We start from the raw sequence: 20,151 nt of genomic DNA on the forward strand, positions 1-20,151 counted from the left end.
CGGACGAGTGGAACGATGGGGGTCATGAGCACGAACGAGTGGCTGCCGGCCCAGATTCCTTTCGACCTCGTCCGGCGCGGCTTCGCCCCCGACCAGGTGACCGCGCATCTGGAGCGACTCGAGTACGACCTACGCATCGCCACCGCGAACAGCGACGCCACCAACCAGCGGCTGTCCGAGGTGTCGGCCCAGTTGGAGACCGCGCAGCGACAGGTGGACGAGCTGCGGGCGCAGCTGGACAACATGGCCCGCGAACCCGTGTCGATGACCGGCCTGTCCAACCGCATGCAGCGGATGATCCGGCTGGCCGAGGAGGAAGCGGCCGAGATCCGGGCCCGCGCGAACACCGACGCGGACAAGATGCGCGCCGCCGCCTCGGAAATGTCAGCGCTGACCGCCACTGATCGCGAGGCGTTCGACGTCGAGCGTGAACGGACCCGCCGCCAGTTGGCCGACCAGGTCCGTGACCTGCTGGCCGAGGCCAGCGCCGAGGCCGAGCAGACCAGGTCGACGGCCCGGCAGGAGTCGCAGGCGGCCCTCGCGTCGGCCACGGCCGAGGCCGAGCGGCTGGTCGCCGAAGCATCCACGGAGTCCCGCGCCACCCTGACCGCCGCTCGGGAAGAAGCGCTGGCGACGTTGTCCGCCGCCCGCACCGAATCCGAGCAGACCCTGACGTCGGCGCGCACGGAGGCGGCCGACACGCTCGGCTCCGCCCGCGCGGAAGCGGAGCGGTTGACGGCCACGTCGAAGGCCGAGCGGGATCGGCTGGACGCGGAGAGTTCCGCCCGCCGCGCCGCCGTCGAGGAAGACTTCGAGATCGCCATCAGTTCTCGCCGGGCCGAGGCGCACCAGCGGCTCACCGAACGCGAGGAACTATCCGTCGCGGACGCCAAGCAGCGCATCGCCGACGCCACCGCCGAATCCGAGCGGCTGGTCGCCGAGGCCACCGCGCACGCGGCCGAACTGGTCCGGCGGGCCGCGGCCCAGAGCCACCAGCGGGTCGCCGACGCCGATCACGCGGTGCAGGAACTGACCTCGCTGCGCGAGCACGTGCTCGACCAACTCGCATCGCTGCGCGAGCACCTGGGCCAGGTGGACAAGTTGGCCGCCTCCGGGCCGGCCCTGCTCGATCCCCCCGCCGCCGAGACGGGCCGGCCGGTCACCGCGGACTTCCCGGCCGATCCCGAGGCGCGGCCGACCGGGCTGCCCCGAGGGTTCGACGAGGAATCGGGGCCGTGGGACGACGTGACCGTCGAATCCCTGAAGGCCCAGCAGCCGGACGTCGTTGCCGAGGTCCCGCCCGTGGTCGAGTCCGCCGCCGCACTTGAGGACGACCTGACCGACTCCGCCCCGGCCGGTGACGCGAAGGCCGGCTCCTCGACGGCCGAGTCGACCGACGACAAGCTCAACGCGATCGCCGCCGACTTCGACCGCGACCGGCCGGCCGGCCGGGAGTATTCGGACTCCGACACCGACACGTTCGCCCGGGTGGAGTCCACCGACGAGTCCGGCGTCCCCGCCCAGCAGCGGTCGGGCTTCCGGGCCCTGGCCGATCGGGCGATGGGTCGCTGACCCACCCCGGCCCCGCACCACCGCACCACCGCACCACCGCACCACCGCACCACCGCACCACCGCATCGAGAGTCCACCAACGGTCCCCATCCTTCGGGATGGGGACCGTTTCGGTTCCGCTCATTCGAGCGTCCTGGGGGCCGCGCGTCCCCAGGGAAGTCGGGCGTCCCGGTGGACGGGCGTCGCCGGGGTCGAGCGTCAGCCTCCCCGGCGCCCGCGCCTGAGGAGGAGGCGTACGACCGGGTCAGACCCGGTCGCCCGCGCGGACCAGCTCGAAGATCTCCGGGCCGTTCTGAAGGAACCGGTCGGCCGTCATCCGCACGGAGATCGCCAGTGCGACCAGGCCGGTCAGTGGCCCGACGATCAACGCCAGCCACCCCCACACCGGGTCGACGAGCAGCGACAGCAACACCAGCACGATCGTCGGCAGCGCGACGACCAAACCGCCGATGAGGAAGGCGAAGCTGGCCGCGGTGGTGCGTCCCTTCTGGCCCGGGACGCTCGAGGCGAACATCGACTTGCGGCTCTGCGGCTGCGCGTACGGCAGCCGCGCGGACATGTAGCAGGAGACCGCCACCGCGCCGAACAGGGCGGCCAGGCAGCCCCCGGCGGCGGCCGGGATGTGCTGGAAGTCGCCGTGCACGGTCGCCTGCACGGCGATGCCGGCCAGCACGATGACCACCCCGGGAATCAGTGCGACGATCGCATGCCCGAGCACCTCGCCGCGGGCCCGCACCCGGTCGGTGACGGTCTGCAGATGCAGCCAGAGCCCTGAACCCTCGACGCCGTACTGGTTTCCGGCCTGCGCGCCGCACAGCAGCGCGCCGAACGCGACCGCAAAGACCGCGCCCGATCCGCGGATCACCAGGAACGGCCAGGCGACGGTCAGCAGCACCACCATCAGCCACGGCATCCGGCGCATCGGATCCCGCCAGGCCAGCAACCGGTCCCGGCCGGCGACGACCTTCATCGTGCCGACGACGCCGACCGCGACCGCGGTTCCCTCCACACCATGCGACGGCGACGACCCCTCGGTCGACGACGGAACGGTGGTCAGGCTGCGGCGCAACGCCACCGACCACCACCACCAGGCCAGGGCCAGACCGGCCAGCGCGATCACCGCGGACAGCAGGGCGCGGTCCCACTCACCGGCGCCGACCTGCCCGGGCAGCGCCGCGAGCGCGCCGGGCGGCAACCACTGCAGCACGTCGGCCACCCCGAAGACGCCGGTGCGCAGCGCCTGCCCGTTGGCCGAGGGGTTGCTGCCGGACGAGTTCGTCAGGAAGACGAACAGCATGTAGAACACGAAGATGCCCAGGCCGACGGCCATGCCCAGGTCGCGGCCGCGCCGGCTGCTCATCAACGCCGACATCGAGGTGGACGCCGCGCGGGACAGCACCACGCACAGCAGCATCTGCACGATCATGCAGACCAGGGCGACCGGCAGCAGCGACCAGGGCACGCTCAGCGCGACCGCGATGCCGACCAGCGCGATCATGTTCGCCACCGGCAGGTACCCGATGAGGGAGGTGACCAGCAGCCCGCTCTGCAGCGTCTGCGGGCGCAGCGGCAACAGGGCGAACCGCTGCGGGTCGACGGTTTCGTCCACCCCGAAGGCGACCAGCGGGGTGAGCACCCACCCGATCAGCTGCAACGTCAACAGGCTCGTCATGATCGGGACGGCGTCCGCCGGAAGCAGCCGGAGGCTGCCGAACGACACCCCGATGAAGACTGCGACCAGCAGCAGGACGACCAGCCCGACGATCGTCCAGGCCCGCTTCGCACCCCCGGCGGCCCGGATCCGGCTGGTGACCAGGTGCCATTTCAGGCCGGCGAAGACCCCAACCACGACAGCCCCCCTTCCTGCACGTCGTCGGCCCCGACCAGGTGCATGAACGCGTCGTCCAGGCTGGGTGCGTCCCCGCGGACCGCGGCCAGCTCACCGGCAGCGATGATGTGCCCACCGGCCATCACCGCGACGTGCGAGCACAGACCCTCGACCAGCGCCATCACGTGCGAGGAGAACACCACCGTGCCGCCGGCACGGGTGTACTGAGTGAGCACATGACGGATGATCCGCGCGGACACCGGGTCGACTGCCTCGAGCGGCTCGTCCAGCAGCAGCAGCGCCGGCGAGTGCAGCAGTGCGGCGGCCAGGGTGATCTTCTTGCGCATGCCGGTGGAGTAGTCGGCGACCAGTTTGTTCCCGGCGTCGTCGAGGTCCAGGACGCGGATCAGCTCGGCCGACCGCTGCCTGACCACGTCCAACGGCATCCCGCGCAACCGACCCAGGTACGAGAGCAGTTCCGGTCCGGACAGCCGCTCGAAGAGCCGCAGGCCGTCCGGCAGCACTCCCATCCGGGCCTTGGCGGCCGCCGGGTCGTTCCACACGTCGATCCCGGCCACCAGCACGCGACCGCCGTCCGGCCGGAGCAGCCCGGTGATCATGGACAGCGTTGTCGTCTTGCCGGCCCCGTTCGGCCCGACCAGGCCGAAGAACGAGCCGACCGGTACGTCGAGATCGATGTGGTCGACGGCGACCCGCGGCCCGAACGCCTTGGTCAGCCCGCGGAGCACCAGCGCCTGGCCGCGGGTGGCCGCCGCCAGCTCCTGTGCCCCCGGATATGCCGGGAGTGCGCCCGGCGTGACCACTCCATCACCGAATGAAATCGGATTCCCCATGCCTCCACCCTGCCACAGGGGTCCGACACCTCACCTCGGCCGCCCCGGTTCAGAACCGCCGGGACAGCCAACCGATCAGCGCGTCGGCGAAGCCGACGGGGTCCTCGGCGGGCGACAGGTGCCCCACTCCGGGTAATTCGACCAATTCGGCCTCCGGCGCCGTCGCCGCCAGTTGCCGGGCCACCGCAGGCGGGGTCACCGTGTCCTTCTCCCCCACCACGACGAGCACCGGCACCGTGACCGCGGCCACCACCGCGGTGGAGTCCGGCCGGGCGGCCATCGCCCGCTGGCTCCAGGCGATGGTGGCCGCCGGCACCGCGCCGGCGATCGCCGCCAGGTCGGCCCGGAGCAGGCCGGATGCGGTGTCCGCGACGAGCGGGGCGATCGCGTCGGGTCCGGCGGCGATCTCGCCGCGATCGGCGTGATCGGCGGCCGCGCGCCGGCGTTCCAGTGCGGCGTCGTCGTCCGCGCCGCTGCGGGTGTCGGCCAGCACCAGGCCGGCCACCCGGTCCGGGTGCCGGCGGAGCAGGTTCAGCGCGATGTAACCACCCATCGACACCCCGCCGACCACGGCCCGCTCGATCCCGGCGGTGTCCAGCTCGGCCAGCACGTCGTCGGCGAACACGGTCAGGTCCGGCGCCGCTGCTCCGATCGACCGCAACGGCGGGCCACCGCCGAAGCCGCGCAGGTCCGGGGTGAGCAACCGGGTCCGGCCGGCCACCGCCGGCCGAATCCCGTCGAACATCCGCGAGTCCAGCGGGAAGGCGTGCACCAAGACCAGGGGCGGGGTCACCCGTCCGATGATGTCAGACGAGCACCGTCAGCAGGGCCCAGGTGACGACCGCCGACGGCAGCAGGGAGTCCATCCGGTCCATCAGACCGCCGTGCCCGGGTAGCAGGGTGCCCATGTCCTTGACCCCGAGGTCGCGCTTGATCAACGACTCGGTCAGGTCGCCGATGGTCGCGGTGATCGCAATGACCACGCCGATCACCAGCCCGCGCCACCAGACCCCGTCCAGCAGCAGCCACATGCACAGCGCGCCGGCCAGCATGCAGCCGGCGACCGACCCGCCGAAGCCCTCCCACGACTTCTTCGGCGAGATGGTCGGCGCCATCGGGTGTTTGCCGGCCAGCACGCCGGCCGCATACCCGCCGACGTCGTTGGCGACGACCAGGATGAGGAACGTCAGGATCCGCTGGGCGCCGTCGTCGGGCACCAGCATCAGGGTGGCGAAACCGGCGAACAGGCCGATGTAGACGGTGACGAAGACCGACGCCGACAGGTCGGCCAGGTAGCCGTCGGCACCGCCCGGGAGCCGCCACACCATGCAGAGCAGGGTGGTCGCGGCGACCCCGATGCCCAGCGCGGCCGCGCCGTACGGCCAGGCCAGGCCGATCGTGGCGATCGTGCCGATGCCGATGGGGATCCAGGTCAGGTTGATGCCCCGGGCCCGCCGCAGCGTCCCTTGCAGCTCCCAGACCGAGATGCCGACCGCCGCCGCGATGATGATCAGGAAGGAGATCCGGTAGGTCAGCAGACTCAGCAGGGCGACGGCGCCGAGCCCGGCCCCGACGCCCACCGCCATGGGCAGGTTCCGACCGGCGCGTGATCCGGAAGCCGCCGGCGCGGGTGCGGGGCGGCCGGACTCGTCCGCAGGTCCGCCGGCACTCTGGGCTGCCATCAGACCTCGAGCAGCTCGGCTTCCTTGTGCTTGACCAGCTCGTCGACCTGGTGGGTGTACCGGTCGGTGATCTGCTGGAGTTCCTTCTCGGCCCGGGTCACCTCGTCCTCGCCGACCTCGCCGTCCTTGGACATCTTGTCCAGGGCCGCCCAGGTCCGAATCCCGGATCGCCTTCTCCACCGCGTGCAGCTGGCTGGCGTCGTAGGGCTTGATGACGGCCATGCGCGCCTCGGGAATATTGATCGCCGCCATCTGGGTGATCGGGGTGGGGGCACCGTAGTAGTCGACCTGGATGCGGCCGAACATGTTCGGGTTGGCCCGCCCGGTGCGCAGGGTGGCCAGGTCGTCCTTGGCCACGCCCACCGCCTTCTCCATCTTCTCCTCGGCGTCGAAGAGTTCTTCGTCGATCATTGATCGTGCCCTTCCGGCTACTTGTCCAGGCGGGGAGGTGTGTACACCAGGGTGCCGATGGTCGCCCCACGCACAGCCTTGCCGATGTTGCCGTCGGTCAGCAGGTTGAACACGATGATCGGCATGTCGTTGTCCATGCAGAGGCTGAACGCGGTCGCGTCGGCCACCTGCAGCCCCTTCTCCAGGACCTCGCGATGGGTGATCTCGTGGTACATGGTGGCCTCGGGGAACCGCCGCGGGTCCATGTCGTAGACCCCGTCCACCGCCTTGGCCATCAGCACGACCTCGGCGCCGATCTCCAGGGCCCGCTGGGCCGCGGTGGTGTCGGTGGAGAAGTACGGCATGCCGACACCGGCCCCGAAGATGACCACGCGGCCCTTCTCCAGGTGCCGCTCGGCCCGCCGCGGGATGTACGGCTCAGCGACCTGCCCCATGGTGATGGCGGTCTGCACCCGGGTGTCGATGTGGTGCTCACGCTCCAGGAAGTCCTGCAGGGCCAGGCAGTTCATGACCGTGCCGAGCATGCCCATGTAGTCCGCCCGGGCCCGCTCCATGCCACGCTCGTGCAGCTGCGCGCCGCGGAAGAAGTTGCCGCCGCCGATCACGACGGCAACCTGCACGCCGTCGGCGGCGACCTCGGCGATCTGCTCGGCGACGGTCGAGACGACGTCGGGATCGACCCCGACCTCGCCGCCGCCGAACATCTCGCCACCCAGCTTGAGGACGACCCGGCGGAACGGGCGCCGCGGGTGGACCTCGGGCATCAGGCGGTGCCGACCTCGAAGCGGGTGAACGCGGTCACGGTGACCCCGGCCGCGGACAGCAGCGCGCCGACGGTCTTCTTCGAGTCGAGCACGGAACCCTGCTCGGCGAGCACGGCCTCCTTGAAGAAACCGTTCAACCGGCCCTCGGTGATCTTGGCGATCGCGGCCTCGGGCTTGCCCTCCTCGCGGGCGGTGGCCTCGGCGATCCGCCGCTCGTTGTCCACCACGTCGGCCGGGACCTCGTCCCGGGAGACGTACCGCGCCTTGAGCGAGGCGATCTGCATGGCCGCACCGCGCGCGGCTTCCGCGGCACTCTCGGTCTCGCCGGTGTACTCGACCAGCACGCCGATCGCCGGCGGCAGGTCGGCCGAGCGCTTGTGCAGGTAGACGGTGGTGTTGCCGTCGTACTTGGCGACCCGGCGCAACTCCAGCTTCTCGCCGATCTTCGCGGACAGGGCGTTGATCTCGTCGGCGACGGTGCCCGTGCCCAGCTCCGCCGCCAGCAGCCCGTCGGGGGTGACCCCGGCGTCGAGCTGGGCCGCGACGTTGACGATCCGTTCGGCCAGCTCCTGGAACTCGGCGTTCTTGGCCACGAAGTCGGTCTCGCAGTCGAGCTCGACCAGTGCCCCGCCGACCGCGGCCACCAGGCCGTTCGCGGTGGTGCGCTCGGCCCGCTTGCCGATGTCCTTCGCACCCTTGATACGCAGATACTCGACCGCCTGGTCGAAGTCGCCACCGGACTCCTCCAGAGCCCGCTTGCAGTCCATCATGCCGGCGCCGGTGAGTTCCCGGAGCCGCTTGACATCGGCCGCGCTGATTGCCATGTCGGCGGTGTTCCTTACTTTCTCGAGAATCGGGGAGTGACTGGGCAGCAGATCAGGCGTCGGCGCCGGCCGGCTGGTCGGCCGGGACCTCGACGGCGTCAACGGCCTCCACGGGCGCGACGTCCGGAGCGGTGGCCTCGGCCGGCTCGGCGGCCGGCGCGGCCTGGGCCTCGTGGGCGGCCAGCAGTTCGCGCTCCCACTCGGCCAGCGGCTCCTCCTGGGTGTTGCCGGCGCCGCCGCCGCTGCGCTGGATCAGCCCGGCGGCGACCGCCTCGGCGATCACCTTGGTCAGCAGCGCCGCGGACCGGATCGCGTCGTCGTTGCCCGGCACCGGGTAGTCGACCTCGTCCGGGTCACAGTTGGTGTCCAGCACCGCGACGACCGGGATGTTCAGCTTGCGCGCCTCGCCGACGGCGATGTGCTCCTTCTTGGTGTCGACGATCCACACCGCGGACGGCACCTTGGCCATGTCCCGGATGCCACCGAGGGTCTTGGCCAGCTTCTCCTTCTCGCGGGTCAGCAGCAGGACCTCCTTCTTGGTGCGGCCGTCGAACTCGCCGCTGGTCTCCATGGCCTCGAGGTCCTTGAGCCGCTGCAGACGCTTGTGCACGGTGGAGAAGTTGGTGAGCATGCCGCCCAGCCAGCGCTGGTTCACGTAGGGCATGTTGACCCGGGTCGCCTGCTCCGCGATGGCCTCCTGGGCCTGCCGCTTGGTGCCGACGAACAGGATGGTGCCGCCGTGGGCGACGGTCTCCTTGACGAACTCGAACGCCCGGTCGACGTACTGCAGGGTCTGCTGCAGGTCGATGATGTAGATGCCGTTGCGTTCGGTGAAGATGAACCGCTTCATCTTCGGGTTCCAGCGCCGGGTCTGGTGTCCGAAGTGGACACCGGCGTCCAGCATCTGGCGCATCGTGACGACAGCCATGGGCCGTCCTTCCTGGTGCAGCGCTCGCGCCGGACCATGTCCGGGCACGCGAACGCAGGGTTCGGTTGTCGCCGCGGGTCGGGTGACCCGTGGCCCTGACGCCCTCCGGATGCGCCCGCCCCGACTGTCGACCTCGTGTCGGAACACGGTGTCGGTAGCGGGGACCTCGGTGCATCGCGGGCCGGTCGGGATAGTGGAGCGTCCCGGTTGGCGGTAAGGCGTGCGAAGTCAGCCCACCGGTGGCGAGCTGCCCGATCAGGCTACTCGATCGGCCGGCCGGTCGTGACATCCTCGCCGGCGGCTCGGCGCCGGACCGTCCGCACGTTCCCGCGATATCGACAATTCGGGCATTCGATAGATCGTTGGCGTTTCCGATATATCGGTGACGTTTCCGCGGCGACGTTTCGGTGATCCCCAGCGATCCCCAGCGATCCCCATGTCCGAATTTCATCCACAACGACGGGATCGGCGCCCCGTGGCGCGGCCCGGCCGGTCATCGTCGGGCCATGAATTGTCCGCGCCCCACCCGGCTCGCCCTGGTGCTGCTGGTCTGGCTGCTGATCCTCCCCGGTGCCGTCGGGTCCACCGGGTCGGCCCATGCCGGTTCGGTGGCGGGCTCGGCGGGCTCCGAAACCGGGTTCGAGCTCCCGGTGCCACCCCCGCCGGCGGTGTTGGTCCCGTTCGCGCCGCCCGCCGACCGGTACGGCGCCGGGCACCGCGGCGTCGACCTGGCGGCCGCGCCGGGCACGGTGATCGCCGCCGCCGGATCGGGCCGGGTGGTCTTCGCCGGCCCGCTGGTCGACCGGGGTGTGGTGTCGATCGTGCACGAGGGGGGCCTGCGCACCACCTACGAGCCGGTCAGCGCCACGGTCACCGCCGGCGCCGTGGTGGCCGCCGGGCAGCCGATCGGCACGCTGGCCCCCGGGCACCCGCCGTGCGCGCCGGCGAGCTGCCTGCACTGGGGCGCCCGGCTGCCCGACGGGACCTATCTGGATCCGATGGCCCTGCTGCGGCCGTGGGCGGTCCGGCTGTGGCCGTGGGACGGCCGGTGAAACCGGGGCGGGGCTCACCCGCAGGCGATCCGGGAATTCGGGTCGGAGGTGTTGTCCAGCCACTTCGCGTAGGCGCCGGCAGATTCGCGCAGAGCCGCGCACACCGCCGCCTGGTCGTTTCCGACCGGGATGTAGGCCGCGTAGATCAGGGTCCCCTGCTGGGACATCCGGTTGAGCGACGAGCACCCGGTCAGGTCGGTGCGCAGGTACTGCGCGTTCGGGAACCGGTTCAGGAACGTTTGCATCTCGGATGCGTACGCGTCCGGGTCGACCGAGGAGTGCAGGATGACGATTCCGGTGCCGTCGCAGGCCGGCCTGGAGATCGGCCGGGTCAGGCCCAGGTCGCCGTCGGCGGGACCCGGCGGTGCGGCTGGGGTGGTGCTCGGCGTCCCGTCGGGCGTCCCGCCGGCCGGCAACCGGTCCTGCGGGTAGGCGGCGAAGGCCCGCCCGTCGGCGTGGCCGCATTCGCCCAATCGCCCGTCCCAACCCCAGTCGTTCTGGCCGGGCAGTTGGGCCGACAGCGGGACGATGTCGCAGCTCCAGCCGTCACCGAAGTCCAGGAAGGCCGCCGTCCCCTGCTTCGGCCCGGTCCAGTCCCAATATGCGGTCCAGCGGGACCGCATCTCGTCACAGGTGAGCTCGCCACCGGTGACCACCCCGAGCTCCCGTCGGCCGTCGCCGAGGGCGCGGCCGAGATCGCATTCACCCGCGGCGACCGTGGGCGCCGTCGCGGCCGGGGTGCCGCACTTGGCCGGGTCCGGCTCGGTGCCGGCGCCGACCGCGATGACATCGGTGACGCCCCCGTCGGGGCCGGTGCCCAGCGGCGACCAGGTGACCAGGTCGGCGCTGGTGTGGATGGCGCCCACCCAGCCGGACGCGGTCGTGTCGACGGCCGATCCCAGCCAGCCGCGGTCGGCGGTGCAGGACAGCCGGATCAGCCGAAGGTTGGCCGGTGTGCCCGGCACAGGCTGCCAGCCGGCGCCGTCGCCGCTGCCGCCGACCCGAAGTTCCTGCCGCGGCGCCTCGTTCAACCCGTTGTCGTAGAACAGCTCGGCCCCGGTGATGCCCCATGCCTGGCCGGTGAAGGCCCGCGCGTCGGTGACGTACTCGCTGTTGGGCACCGGGACATCGGTCCAGGTAGCGCCGTCCGAGCTGCTGAAAAGGTACGGGATGCCGGAGTCGCCCACGTTGTCGGCGGCCGGGATCAGCCAGTGACCGGCGCCGAAGTCGATGGATCCGGCCAGGTCGAACACACTGTGCTCGCCCGGCAGTGTGACCTCCTGCCGGTCCCAGGTCCGACCGTCCGACGAGCGGTAGAGCACGGCACGCGCGATGGAGTCGGGGGTCGCGCCGGGCGAAGCACCGCCCAGGGCCAGCCAGCTTCCGTTTCCGTAGGCGACGTCGACCAGGTAGTCCGCAACTGCGATCGGCTCGCTCCAGGTGCTCCCATCGGTGCTTGTCACAATCACCCCGGACGGCTGGTTCGTGCCGTCCCAGCGAACCCCGCCGACCGCGACGACCAGATCGTCGCTCGCATCCAGGCTGTCCACGGTGCCGGCCACCGGGTCGATGGTGCCGACGACGGTCCACTGCTGCCCGTCGGTGCTGCGCTGGATGCCGGTCGGCGTCGCGGCGAGCAGGGCGGGGGTGGACAGGGACGCCAGACCGGCCGGCCGCTGGAAGGTCGCCGCGGTCGCGATGTCGACCAGGGTGAACGTCGCGGTCCGCGGACCGGGGGTGACAGCCACCGCGGCGGCCGGGTCGAAGCCGTCCCACCGGATGCCCTGCAGGTCGGCGGCCGGCAGGGTGCGGACGGTCGGCGCGGTGAGCGGGTTGCCGCAGGCACACCGCACGGCCGGAGTGCCGGTGGGGTCGACCAGTACCGCGGTGCCGGCCTGCAGCACGGACTGCCGCGGGGTGGCCACGCCGCCCTGGAGGCCGTAGTTGGTGATCGCGGTGTCGTACAGCAGCACGACGGGGGTGAGGGTGGCCACGTAATCGCCGATCCGGTCCGGCGCGATGTCGTGCACGTCGGCCCAGGCGGCGGCCGGCGCCGGGTTCGCGGCCAGGAAGTCGACCAGCTGGTCCGGGTCGCAGGTGCCCAGCTCCCCCGACCCGCCGTACAGGGCGTCGATGGTGCCGGCGGCCGTGCGGGTGCCGGCGGCCGGGTCGACGGCCAGGCCGTTCGCCGTGCTCGCGGCGACCGCCCGGACCTCGTCGGGGAAGGTCGGCACCGCAGAGATGGCGACGGTGCTGACGAACGGGTCGGGCCCGGGGTCGGCGGCGGGCTCGAGCAGCACCGTCTCGCTCGCCGCGGCCGGCTGGTCGCCGGTCAGCACGATGACGGCGGTGGCGCCGACACCGACCAGCAGGGCCACGGCGACGGCCAGGGCAACCCACAGTCCGACGGGTCGCCGCGTCTTGGTAGCCGGTGGCGGGGGCGGTGGCAGATCGGACACGTCGTCGGCCCTTCGTCAGCAGGGGATGCGGCCGCTGGGGCTGGAGGAGTTGTCCAGCCATTTGCCGTAGGCGCCGGAACCGGGCGGGATGGCCGCGCACACCGCCTGCTGGTCGTCGTGCTCCCGGCCCCAGTCGCTCGGGGGGTAATAGCTCATACCGCAGTCGGAGCCGTCCTCGAACAGCACGGCCTGGGCCTGGCCCATCCGCGCACCGGGCCAGTCCTCGTACTGCCGCCACTTCGCGATCATGTCGGCGCAGGTCATGCTCCCTTTCCGGGACTCCACCCACGCGGCCTGGGCCCCGCCCCATGCAGCCTGGAACGCGCAGTCCGGGCCGGAGGTCGCGGGCGCCGGCGCCGCGGTGGTGGATGGGGCCGCCGCGGCCGGGCGCTGATGGGCGCCGGCCGGCCAGGTCAGGCGCTCCCCGGTCAGCACGTCGACCAGCACGAATCCGGCTTGCGACGCGCCACTGCCGATCGTCGTCACCCGTGCGGGATCGTATCCGGCCCAACGGGTTCCGAGCAGGGCGGCGGAGCCGAGCGGGATGGGCGGGGGCGCGGCGATGGGGTTGCCGCAGGCGCACCGGACCACCGGCAGGCCGGTGTCGTCGACGAGCACGGCCGTGCCTGCCTGCAGCACCGCGGGCCGCGGCGTGGCCACGTCACCGCTGAAACCATGGTTGGTGACCAGGGTGTCGTGCATCAGCACGACCGGGGTGAGACCGGTGAGGTAGTCGCGGATCTCGCCCGGTGCGACCCCCCGGACACCGGCCCAGGCGGCCGCCTTCGCCGGGTTGGCGGCCAGATAGTCGGCCAGCGCGGCGACGTCACAATGGGCCAGCTCCCCGCTGCCGCCGTAGAGGGTTTCGGTGTCGCCGCGGGCACCGCGCGTCCCGGTCGCCGGGTCCAGGACCAGCGCGGCCGACACCGTCGCGGCGACGTCGGTGACCGCCCCCGGGAACTCGGTGACCTCGGTGATCCGGACCGCGGCCAGGAACGGGTCGGGGCCGGCGGTCCCGATCGGCTCCAGCGTGACGGTGCTTGCCGGAACGGCATTCTCGGCCGCGTTGTGCTGATCGCCGAGGATCACCACGACGGCACCGAACACGGCGGCGACGGCCACGGCCACGGCCACACCGGCCGCGATCCACCAGGTTCGGCGTGCCGACGTGCCGGCGGTGGACGGTGTTCGCGAAGCCACGGTGATTCCCCTCGACGCCGGACGGGTGGATGCGAAAAACCGTAACCGATCACCACTCAGAGGACACTCACGGACAACTCACACGGGCGGGTGGATCACCGGCCGTGGTCAATCGACCGCCACCTGTAGCCGATACACCGATCCGTCATAGCTGCCGACGTAGATCGCGCCGTCCACCACCAGCGGGGAGGACAGCACCGGTCCCCCGGTCCGGTACTCGCCGAGCACCCGGAGCAGGTCGCGGTCGAGCTGCACGATCCGACCGTCGTTGGTGCCGATGACCACCCCGGCGCCGCCGACCAGAGCCGGTGCCGCGTCCACCCGGCCCACGGTGGTCCACCTCGACCAGGGCGACCCGTCGTCGCGCCGCAAGGCCAGGACGGTCCCGGTGGTGGTGCCGAGGAACACCCGATCCTGGGCCACCGCGACCGCACCGTGCACCGGCGCACCTACCTGGGTGCGCCACTGCACGGTGCCGGTCGCCGCATCCAGGGCGACGACCACCCGGCCCCGGCTGCCGACGTACACGACGCCGTCGGCGACGACCGGCGGGGCCAGCACCGGGCCCCCGGTCGACACCCGCCAGGATTCGGCACCGTCGGCCACCGAGAAGCCGTACACGTGGCCGTCGTTGCTGCCGACGATCACCCGGTCGCCGGCCACCACCGGGGTCGACGAGCTGCTCCCACCGATGTCGGCGGCCCACCGCTGCTGCCTGGTGTCAGCGGCGAACGCGTACAGCCGGTCCGCCGCGACGTACACCGAGTCGGCCGTGACGGCCGGGCCCCCGACGATCGTGACGTTGATCGGGATCGTCCATTCGACCGTGCCGTCGCCGACCCGGATCGCGCGGACCTGGCCGTCGTCGGATCCGACGATCGCCAGATCGGCGCTGGATGCCGCGGACGAACGCACCGCGCCGTCCGTCGGAACGGTCCACCGTCGGTCGCCGCCGACGCGGTCGATCCCGTAGATCGAACCGTCCAGGCCGCCGATCACCACCACGTCGCCCACGATCGCCGGAGTCGCGAACACCTGCCCACCGGTGGGAAACCGCCAGTCGGTCAACAGTTCCGGGACGACCGGGGCGGCGGTCGCCCCACCCGTCGCGGCCCCGTCGACCGGCGGATCGGCGGTCCGGATCAGGATGACGGTGGTGGCGGCGGCGCCGGCCAGGACGATCGCGGCGACCGCGGCCCACGGTCGCCACCGGCGGGGCCTCCGGCGCGGGCCCGGCGCGGCACCGAGCGGTGGGACTCCGACCGGTGCGGCGGGAGCGTGCACGGCGGTCCACAGCGGCCCCGGCTCGGCGAGGTCGACTGTCGAACGGCTCGCCCATGTCGGCCCCCACGTCGCGGTCGCCGCGGCGCACACGGCGAGGGCGAAATCCTCGACGGACGGGTACCGGTCCTCCGGGCGGCGCTCCAGCGCGCGCATGATCACCGGCCGGAAGGGCGGCGGCACGGCGGGATTGGCGTCGGTGACGCTCCGCGCGGGTTGGCCGGCGCGTCGGGCCAGGACGGCCGCGACACCTCCGTCGACCGCGTGCGGGTAGCACCCGGACAGCGCCTGGTACAGCACGACCCCCAACGCGTACTGGTCGGCCGCCGCGCCGACCGGGGCCGCAGCCAGGCCCAGCGCGATCGCGGCCTGCTCGGGGGAGGTGAAGCCGGGCGTGCCGATGAACTCGCCGGGGGAGGTGCAGTCCAGGCCGGTCAGGTCGCCGATGTTGACCGTGACCGCCCGGTGGACGTCGGTGCCCGGCGCGACCGGCCCGACGATGTCGGTCACCCCGCGCAGCAGGTCCTGGCCGCGGGCGGTGCCGAAGTCGGTCACCTTCAGCACCCCGGCGGCGTCGAACATGAGGTTGGCCGGTTTGACGTCGCGGTGCAGCACCCCCTGCCGGTGCAGGTGGTGCAGCCCCGAGGCGGCCGCGACCACCGCGACCAGGATCGATTCGGCGTTCATGCCGGTGTGCAGCCGGTCGGCCAGGGTGCCGCCGGTCAACCGTTCCATGATCAGCAGCGACCGCCCGCCGGTCTCCCGGAAGTCGTGCACGCGCACGACGTGCCCGTGGTCGATCTGCGCCAGCAGCCGGGCCTCGCGGCGGAACCGCTCGGCGTTGCGCGGGTCGGCGACGGCTCCACCGGTCAGCAGCTTGACCGCGGCGGCGCGGTCGAGGCGGCGATGACGGGCGGCCCAGACCAGACCGAACTGTCCGCGGCCGAGCAACTCCCCGATGACGTAGTCGGGCAGCGCGGCGCCCAGTTCGGCGGCGTCGGCCGTCATGGGCGCCTCCGCTTCGATCCGCCATCTGCCAGGATCATCGGACGATGACGATCCTACGAGTCGGCCTGCTCGGCCCGGTGACGGCACATGTCGACGACCGCCCGGTGGCGGTCGGCAGCGCCCGGCAGGCGGCGATCCTGGCCTGCCTGGCCCTGCAGGCACCGCGGCTCGCCGGTACCGCGTTGCTGATCGACGCGGTGTGGGGCGACGCACCGCCCGCGCGGGCGGAACAAGGTCTGCAGCAGCATGTTTCGACGCTGCGTGGCTTGCTTGAGCCAAACCGTCAGCCGCGCACGGGTTCCGGGCTGTTGATCACCGAGGCCGGCGGGTACCGGGCGCAGCTCGGCGGTTTCGACGTCGGTGAGTTCGTCGCCGCGGCGGACGAGGGTGGACGGGCCGCCGGGGCCGGCGACTGGGGCCGGTCGCTGGCCGCGTTCGACGCCGCGCTGGGCCGATGGCGCGGGCCGGCGCTGGCCGGAGTCCGTCCGACCTCGTGGTTCGTCGGGCACCGGGTCACCCTGACCGACCGGCTGCTCACCGCCCGCGAGGACCGGTTGGCCGCGCTCATCGGGCTGGGCCGGCACGGGCAGGCGGCGGCCGATGCCGAGGCGCTGCTGGCCGAGCAGCCGCTGCGGGAGGGACTGTGGGCGCATTTGATGCGCGCGCTCGCGCTGTCCGGACGGACCGCGGACGCGCTGGCCGCCTACGGTCGCGCCCGCCGGGTGTTGCAGGACGAGCTCGGCCTGGAACCCGGTGAGCGGCTGCGCACCCTGGAGCGGGACATCCTCACCCAGTCCCCGGCGCTCCGGGTGCCCGGGCCGCCGGCGCCCGCCCCGCCGGCGAGCGACGTGGAGCTGTCCGCGACCTACCGCAGCGACGGCGGCCAGGTCCTGCCGTGGCTGCTCCTGCCGGACGGCCAGATCGTGGTGCTGCCCCCGGGGGCGGTCTTCCGCGTCGGCCGGCACCCGGACGCCCGGATCCGGCTGACCGACAGCCGGGTGAGCCGGTGGCACGCCGAATTCGCGCACCAGCCCGGTGGCGTGGTCGTCCGGGACCTCGGGTCGACCAACGGGACCACGGTGGACGGGCTCGCGCCGCCGCCCGGCCCGCTCGCCGACGGTGCGGTCGTCTCCGTCGGTGGGGTGCCGCTGACGTTCCACCGATAGCCGTTCGGCGCGAGGTACGCCGAACCCGCCCATCCTTGCCCACGGGGTCGGATACGGGCCAGGAGCAGACCATCGCACCGCGGAGCCGGTGCCCACCGACTTCCACACACTGCGACCGCGATCGGCAGGCCTGTCGGGCAGCACCAACGAAGTCACGTCAATAGTTGTTGGTGCGAAGCAAAAACCCGTCCTTCATTCGACATCCCGGGGTCCGGGAAATAGGTGGCGTCGATCGCAGAACGTCGTTAGCGTTTGGCGGAGGCAACGAGCAAGATCTGGCCACGAAGCGCGAGGAATCATCGTGATCGAGCGCATCCGTGGTGCCATACAGGCTAACCTGCTGGCACCGACCAAGAGCTATCGACTGAGTTTCCTGATCCTTCTTCTTCTCACGGTCGTCGTTCTCGCACTCTGGATCATCGGCCAGCTCACAGTTGATCCAGATCCCGACACACCCCAACCAGACGGCGACTTCTCGATGAGCTCCACGTTGATGGGGAGCCCCCGCTATCGCCTCTGGATTGCAGCGTTGGCGCTCTCGATCCTGTACTGGGGCGTCGCGTTCAAATGGGGATGGAACAACGCCAGGAAGGGTAGGAAGCTCAGGCAGGGCGGAGAAATAAGGGTTGGAAAGCGCCACTGGATGGGGGCCATCGCATTCTCTATCATGGTCGGCGTCCTCGTATTCGTGCTCCTTCGGACACTTAATCCAGTGACCGCAACGATTCCATTGCAATGGTGGCGGTCGGGTCGCTACGCATTGGCTTTTGTCGGGGTCATCGCGGCTATTCCGTGGGTTGCAATTATTTGGAGCATTACCGATTGGACCGCAAGCCGTTCCGAACCTGCTCCGAGACGCATGGAATTGGAGGATCTTTGGGGTCTCGTAGAGAAGTGCCTCCTGGCGTTGTCCGGCATTATCTTCGTGGCAACCATGTCCTTGGTAATCCTCCGATACACGGTCACCGCGCAGATAAGCCAGCTTGACCCTTCGTTTGTCGATCCAGCAGAGTTTCCCGAGTACGCCGTCATACTCTACGGCGGGATGTATGCCCTCGCCTTGGCCGTTGCCTGGCTTCCGCTGCACCTTGCCTGGCGAAAATTACCGCAATGACCCAGTTTGATCGAAATACCTACCTATCCGGCGCACGACGGCGTCAGTCCGCGAGGACAGACGATCCTGGCAAGAATGAGGGTGGATTCTCCCCGACTCAGGTATTGACGGCCGTGGTGGCACTCTTTGTTGCCGCACTCGCCGCAGTTGGGGTCACCGGTGATATTCTGACCAGAGCGGTCCGCAATTACCCTATTGCCATCAGTGCCCTTCTGATCGTCACGCTTCTCGCGACTCTTGGATTTTTCACTGTCGATCTCAGCGAATCACGATCGGGCGACCGAAAGAAGGTTCTTCGAGGTCGATACGTCATGGGCATCGTTGCGTCGATCTGCGCGACCATCCTCTTGGGCGCACTTTCCGTCGCGGACCGCGAACAGCCCGGGATCGCACTTCAGGCCACGTACTCAGGCGGCCAGGTGACGCTAACCGTTGAATCCAACGCGGCCGGACTTGCCACCAAAGATCAGCTTTCGGTGCAGGTCTTGGGCCTGAGCAAGTTTAGCGTGATCGACCGCACCACCGCAGAGATCTGCGAACAGATATACGCTCATTCCATTCGAGCAGGCTCCGGGGACAACTTGCAGGATTTCCTCAACAGCCGGCACGACAAGTTTCAGGGGACGGTGTCGATCCTCCTTTCTGAACGGCTGGGCCCGGATTCAACGGGAACCATCAAGTCCATCACCAAGTTGGACTTTCCGGCAGGCCTGTACCAAGGTGTGTGCGCATTCTCGCCATTGCCGAACGAGCAGATCGAGTCCGCACGCAACTCCGCCAGTTACTTGCGCCTGAGTAACTGCAACGAGACATCGACAACACCGTCAACCACCTCCACGAGTTCGACCGGCGTGCACACGGACCCGGCGCCACCGCCACCACCCACCGTGACGGTGACAACAACTGCGTCGCCTTCGTGGGCGTGGAACCAGACGGCGAACTGCTCGTCCGCGCTGTCCGGGACGTCGCCGCCGAGCACGCCAGCCACCCACCCCTAGCAATTCACGCCCGCGGGTGCGCCTGCCGGTACACCGCGGTCAGTCGCTCGGTGGACACGTGGGTGTAGATCTGCGTGGTCGCCAGGCTCGCGTGGCCGAGCAGTTCCTGCACCGCACGCAGGTCGGCGCCACCCTCGAGCAGGTGGGTGGCCGCGGTGTGCCGGAGCCCGTGCGGGGCGATCTCCGGCGCACCGTCGACGGCGGCGGTGCGCCGGTGCACCAGGGTCCGCACGGCCCGCTGGTCGATCCGGCGCCCGCGCCGGCCCAGGAACACGGCATCGCCGGACTCCCGGGTCGCCAGCACCGGCCGACCCTTGTCCAGCCAGTCCCCGAGCGCCCGGTCGGCGGGTAGGCCGTACGGGACGGTGCGCTGCTTGTCGCCCTTGCCCAGCACCCGGATGACCCGCCGGTGCCGGTCGATCGCCTCCCGGTCCAGCCCGGTCAGCTCGGACACCCGGATGCCCGAGGCGTAGAGCAGCTCCAGGATCGCCTGGTCCCGGAGTGCGACGGCGGGGTCCGACGGGTCGGCGCTCGCGGCCGGATCGGCCGCCTGCTCCTCGACCGGGGCTGCGGCCAGCATCCGCTGCGCCTGCTCGACGCGCAGCACCGCTGGCAGAGTCTTGTCCGGTCGCGGCGCGGCGAGCCGGGCGCCGACGTCCTGGGTCAACCGCCCGGTACGGTGCGCCCAGGCGGTGAACCCGCGGGCCGCGGCCGCCCGGCGGCCCATGGACGAGCGGGCCGCGCCGGTAGAGCGTTGCCGAGCCAGCCAGCTGCGCAGCACCGGCAAGGCCAGCTCCGACAGGTCAGCGTCCCGGTCACCGGTCATCCGGCCCAGGTGATCGAGCAACGAGACCACGTCGGCCACGTACGCCGCGACGGTGGCCGGCGAACGGTTGCGCTCGGCGGCCAGGAACAGTTCGTAGTCGTCGAGGACGTCGACCAGCGGCGGCGGCAGCTCGCCGCGCATGGCCGCGGTCGTCCTACGCACGAGCGACATCGTCCCATCCCGC

The 20,151-nt window shown here is 71.2% G+C and carries 16 protein-coding genes and 1 pseudogene; 5 read left to right on the forward strand and 12 right to left on the reverse strand.

Annotated features, from left to right (window positions below):
• The first annotated feature begins 24 nt into the window (after positions 1-24).
• On the forward strand, positions 25-1,572 hold the full coding sequence (locus tag ACILSK_RS08610; protein WP_395726737.1) for a hypothetical protein: 1,548 nt from the start codon (positions 25-27) through the stop codon (positions 1,570-1,572).
• Between the two features lie 244 nt (positions 1,573-1,816).
• Here ACILSK_RS08610 and ACILSK_RS08615 read toward each other — a convergent pair whose 3' ends face one another.
• The 8 genes and pseudogenes from ACILSK_RS08615 to rpsB all read right to left on the reverse strand — a co-directional run bounded on the left by ACILSK_RS08615 (position 1,817) and on the right by rpsB (position 8,863).
• On the reverse strand, positions 1,817-3,421 hold the full coding sequence (locus ACILSK_RS08615; protein ID WP_395726738.1) for a hypothetical protein: 1,605 nt from the start codon (positions 3,419-3,421) through the stop codon (positions 1,817-1,819).
• Positions 3,397-4,254: an ABC transporter ATP-binding protein gene (locus tag ACILSK_RS08620; RefSeq protein WP_395726739.1), complete on the reverse strand. Its 858-nt coding sequence runs from the start codon at positions 4,252-4,254 to the stop codon at positions 3,397-3,399. The genes ACILSK_RS08615 and ACILSK_RS08620 overlap by 25 nt, the downstream gene beginning before the upstream one ends.
• A gap of 49 nt (positions 4,255-4,303) precedes the next feature.
• Entirely contained in the window at positions 4,304-5,047 is a 744-nt protein-coding gene (locus tag ACILSK_RS08625) for an alpha/beta fold hydrolase (RefSeq protein ID WP_395726740.1), read from the reverse strand.
• A 13-nt stretch (positions 5,048-5,060) separates the two neighbouring features.
• Positions 5,061-5,840, reverse strand: coding sequence for a phosphatidate cytidylyltransferase (locus tag ACILSK_RS08630; RefSeq protein WP_395726741.1), 780 nt, complete (start codon positions 5,838-5,840; stop codon positions 5,061-5,063).
• 95 nt (positions 5,841-5,935) lie between these two features.
• Positions 5,936-6,347: pseudogene (locus ACILSK_RS08635) on the reverse strand (ribosome-recycling factor).
• A gap of 17 nt (positions 6,348-6,364) precedes the next feature.
• Positions 6,365-7,111 carry a UMP kinase gene (pyrH, locus tag ACILSK_RS08640; RefSeq protein ID WP_395726742.1) on the reverse strand — a complete coding sequence of 249 codons (747 nt, stop codon included), beginning with the start codon at positions 7,109-7,111 and terminating at the stop codon, positions 6,365-6,367.
• Positions 7,111-7,935: a translation elongation factor Ts gene (tsf, locus tag ACILSK_RS08645; protein ID WP_395726743.1), complete on the reverse strand. Its 825-nt coding sequence runs from the start codon at positions 7,933-7,935 to the stop codon at positions 7,111-7,113. The genes pyrH and tsf overlap by 1 nt, the downstream gene beginning before the upstream one ends.
• Positions 7,936-7,987: 52 nt before the next feature.
• A complete protein-coding gene (gene rpsB / locus ACILSK_RS08650; RefSeq protein WP_395726744.1) occupies positions 7,988-8,863 on the reverse strand; it encodes a 30S ribosomal protein S2 in 876 nt (291 codons plus the stop codon).
• 506 nt (positions 8,864-9,369) lie between these two features.
• On the opposite strand from rpsB, the gene ACILSK_RS08655 reads away from it, so the two are divergent.
• Positions 9,370-9,915: a M23 family metallopeptidase gene (locus tag ACILSK_RS08655; protein WP_395726745.1), complete on the forward strand. Its 546-nt coding sequence runs from the start codon at positions 9,370-9,372 to the stop codon at positions 9,913-9,915.
• A 14-nt stretch (positions 9,916-9,929) separates the two neighbouring features.
• On the opposite strand, the gene ACILSK_RS08660 is transcribed toward ACILSK_RS08655, so the two are convergent.
• The 3 genes from ACILSK_RS08660 to ACILSK_RS08670 form a co-directional block, all read right to left on the reverse strand.
• Complete coding sequence (locus ACILSK_RS08660; RefSeq protein WP_395726746.1) at positions 9,930-12,374, reverse strand: DUF6777 domain-containing protein; 2,445 nt, start codon at positions 12,372-12,374, stop codon at positions 9,930-9,932.
• A 15-nt stretch (positions 12,375-12,389) separates the two neighbouring features.
• Positions 12,390-13,574, reverse strand: a complete 1,185-nt coding sequence (locus ACILSK_RS08665) for a DUF6777 domain-containing protein (RefSeq protein ID WP_395726747.1) — start codon at positions 13,572-13,574, stop codon at positions 12,390-12,392.
• A 108-nt stretch (positions 13,575-13,682) separates the two neighbouring features.
• Entirely contained in the window at positions 13,683-15,863 is a 2,181-nt protein-coding gene (locus tag ACILSK_RS08670; protein ID WP_395726748.1) for a PQQ-binding-like beta-propeller repeat protein, read from the reverse strand.
• Positions 15,864-15,907: 44 nt separating this feature from the next.
• Here ACILSK_RS08670 and ACILSK_RS08675 point away from each other — a divergent pair, with 44 nt between their 5' ends.
• The 3 genes from ACILSK_RS08675 to ACILSK_RS08685 all read left to right on the forward strand — a co-directional run bounded on the left by ACILSK_RS08675 (position 15,908) and on the right by ACILSK_RS08685 (position 19,141).
• Positions 15,908-17,029 (forward strand): BTAD domain-containing putative transcriptional regulator, encoded by a 1,122-nt coding sequence (locus ACILSK_RS08675; protein ID WP_395726749.1) that lies wholly within the window; start codon positions 15,908-15,910, stop codon positions 17,027-17,029.
• A gap of 301 nt (positions 17,030-17,330) precedes the next feature.
• On the forward strand, positions 17,331-18,143 hold the full coding sequence (locus ACILSK_RS08680; protein ID WP_395726750.1) for a hypothetical protein: 813 nt from the start codon (positions 17,331-17,333) through the stop codon (positions 18,141-18,143).
• Positions 18,140-19,141, forward strand: coding sequence for a hypothetical protein (locus ACILSK_RS08685; RefSeq protein ID WP_395726751.1), 1,002 nt, complete (start codon positions 18,140-18,142; stop codon positions 19,139-19,141). The genes ACILSK_RS08680 and ACILSK_RS08685 overlap by 4 nt, the downstream gene beginning before the upstream one ends.
• A 4-nt stretch (positions 19,142-19,145) precedes the next feature.
• On the opposite strand, the gene ACILSK_RS08690 is transcribed toward ACILSK_RS08685, so the two are convergent.
• Positions 19,146-20,138, reverse strand: coding sequence for a tyrosine recombinase XerC (locus ACILSK_RS08690; protein ID WP_395726752.1), 993 nt, complete (start codon positions 20,136-20,138; stop codon positions 19,146-19,148).
• Positions 20,139-20,151 lie beyond the last annotated feature (13 nt).

This window comes from Nakamurella sp., from assembly GCF_044224575.1.
GTDB lineage: Bacteria > Actinomycetota > Actinomycetes > Mycobacteriales > Nakamurellaceae > Nakamurella.

Excerpts from the sequence above, each read along its gene's own strand:
- ACILSK_RS08610 (WP_395726737.1), top strand. The coding sequence starts at position 25 with ATGAGCACGAACGAGTGGCTGCCGGCCCAGATTCCTTTCGACCTCGTC.
- ACILSK_RS08620 (WP_395726739.1), bottom strand. The coding sequence starts at position 4,254 with ATGGGGAATCCGATTTCATTCGGTGATGGAGTGGTCACGCCGGGCGCA.
- ACILSK_RS08630 (WP_395726741.1), bottom strand. The coding sequence starts at position 5,840 with ATGGCGGTGGGCGTCGGGGCCGGGCTCGGCGCCGTCGCCCTGCTGAGT.
- pyrH (WP_395726742.1), bottom strand. The coding sequence starts at position 7,111 with ATGCCCGAGGTCCACCCGCGGCGCCCGTTCCGCCGGGTCGTCCTCAAG.
- tsf (WP_395726743.1), bottom strand. The coding sequence starts at position 7,935 with ATGGCAATCAGCGCGGCCGATGTCAAGCGGCTCCGGGAACTCACCGGC.
- rpsB (WP_395726744.1), bottom strand. The coding sequence starts at position 8,863 with ATGGCTGTCGTCACGATGCGCCAGATGCTGGACGCCGGTGTCCACTTC.
- ACILSK_RS08655 (WP_395726745.1), top strand. The coding sequence starts at position 9,370 with ATGAATTGTCCGCGCCCCACCCGGCTCGCCCTGGTGCTGCTGGTCTGG.
- ACILSK_RS08670 (WP_395726748.1), bottom strand. The coding sequence starts at position 15,863 with ATGACGGCCGACGCCGCCGAACTGGGCGCCGCGCTGCCCGACTACGTC.
- ACILSK_RS08675 (WP_395726749.1), top strand. The coding sequence starts at position 15,908 with ATGACGATCCTACGAGTCGGCCTGCTCGGCCCGGTGACGGCACATGTC.
- ACILSK_RS08685 (WP_395726751.1), top strand. The coding sequence starts at position 18,140 with ATGACCCAGTTTGATCGAAATACCTACCTATCCGGCGCACGACGGCGT.
- ACILSK_RS08690 (WP_395726752.1), bottom strand. The coding sequence starts at position 20,138 with ATGTCGCTCGTGCGTAGGACGACCGCGGCCATGCGCGGCGAGCTGCCG.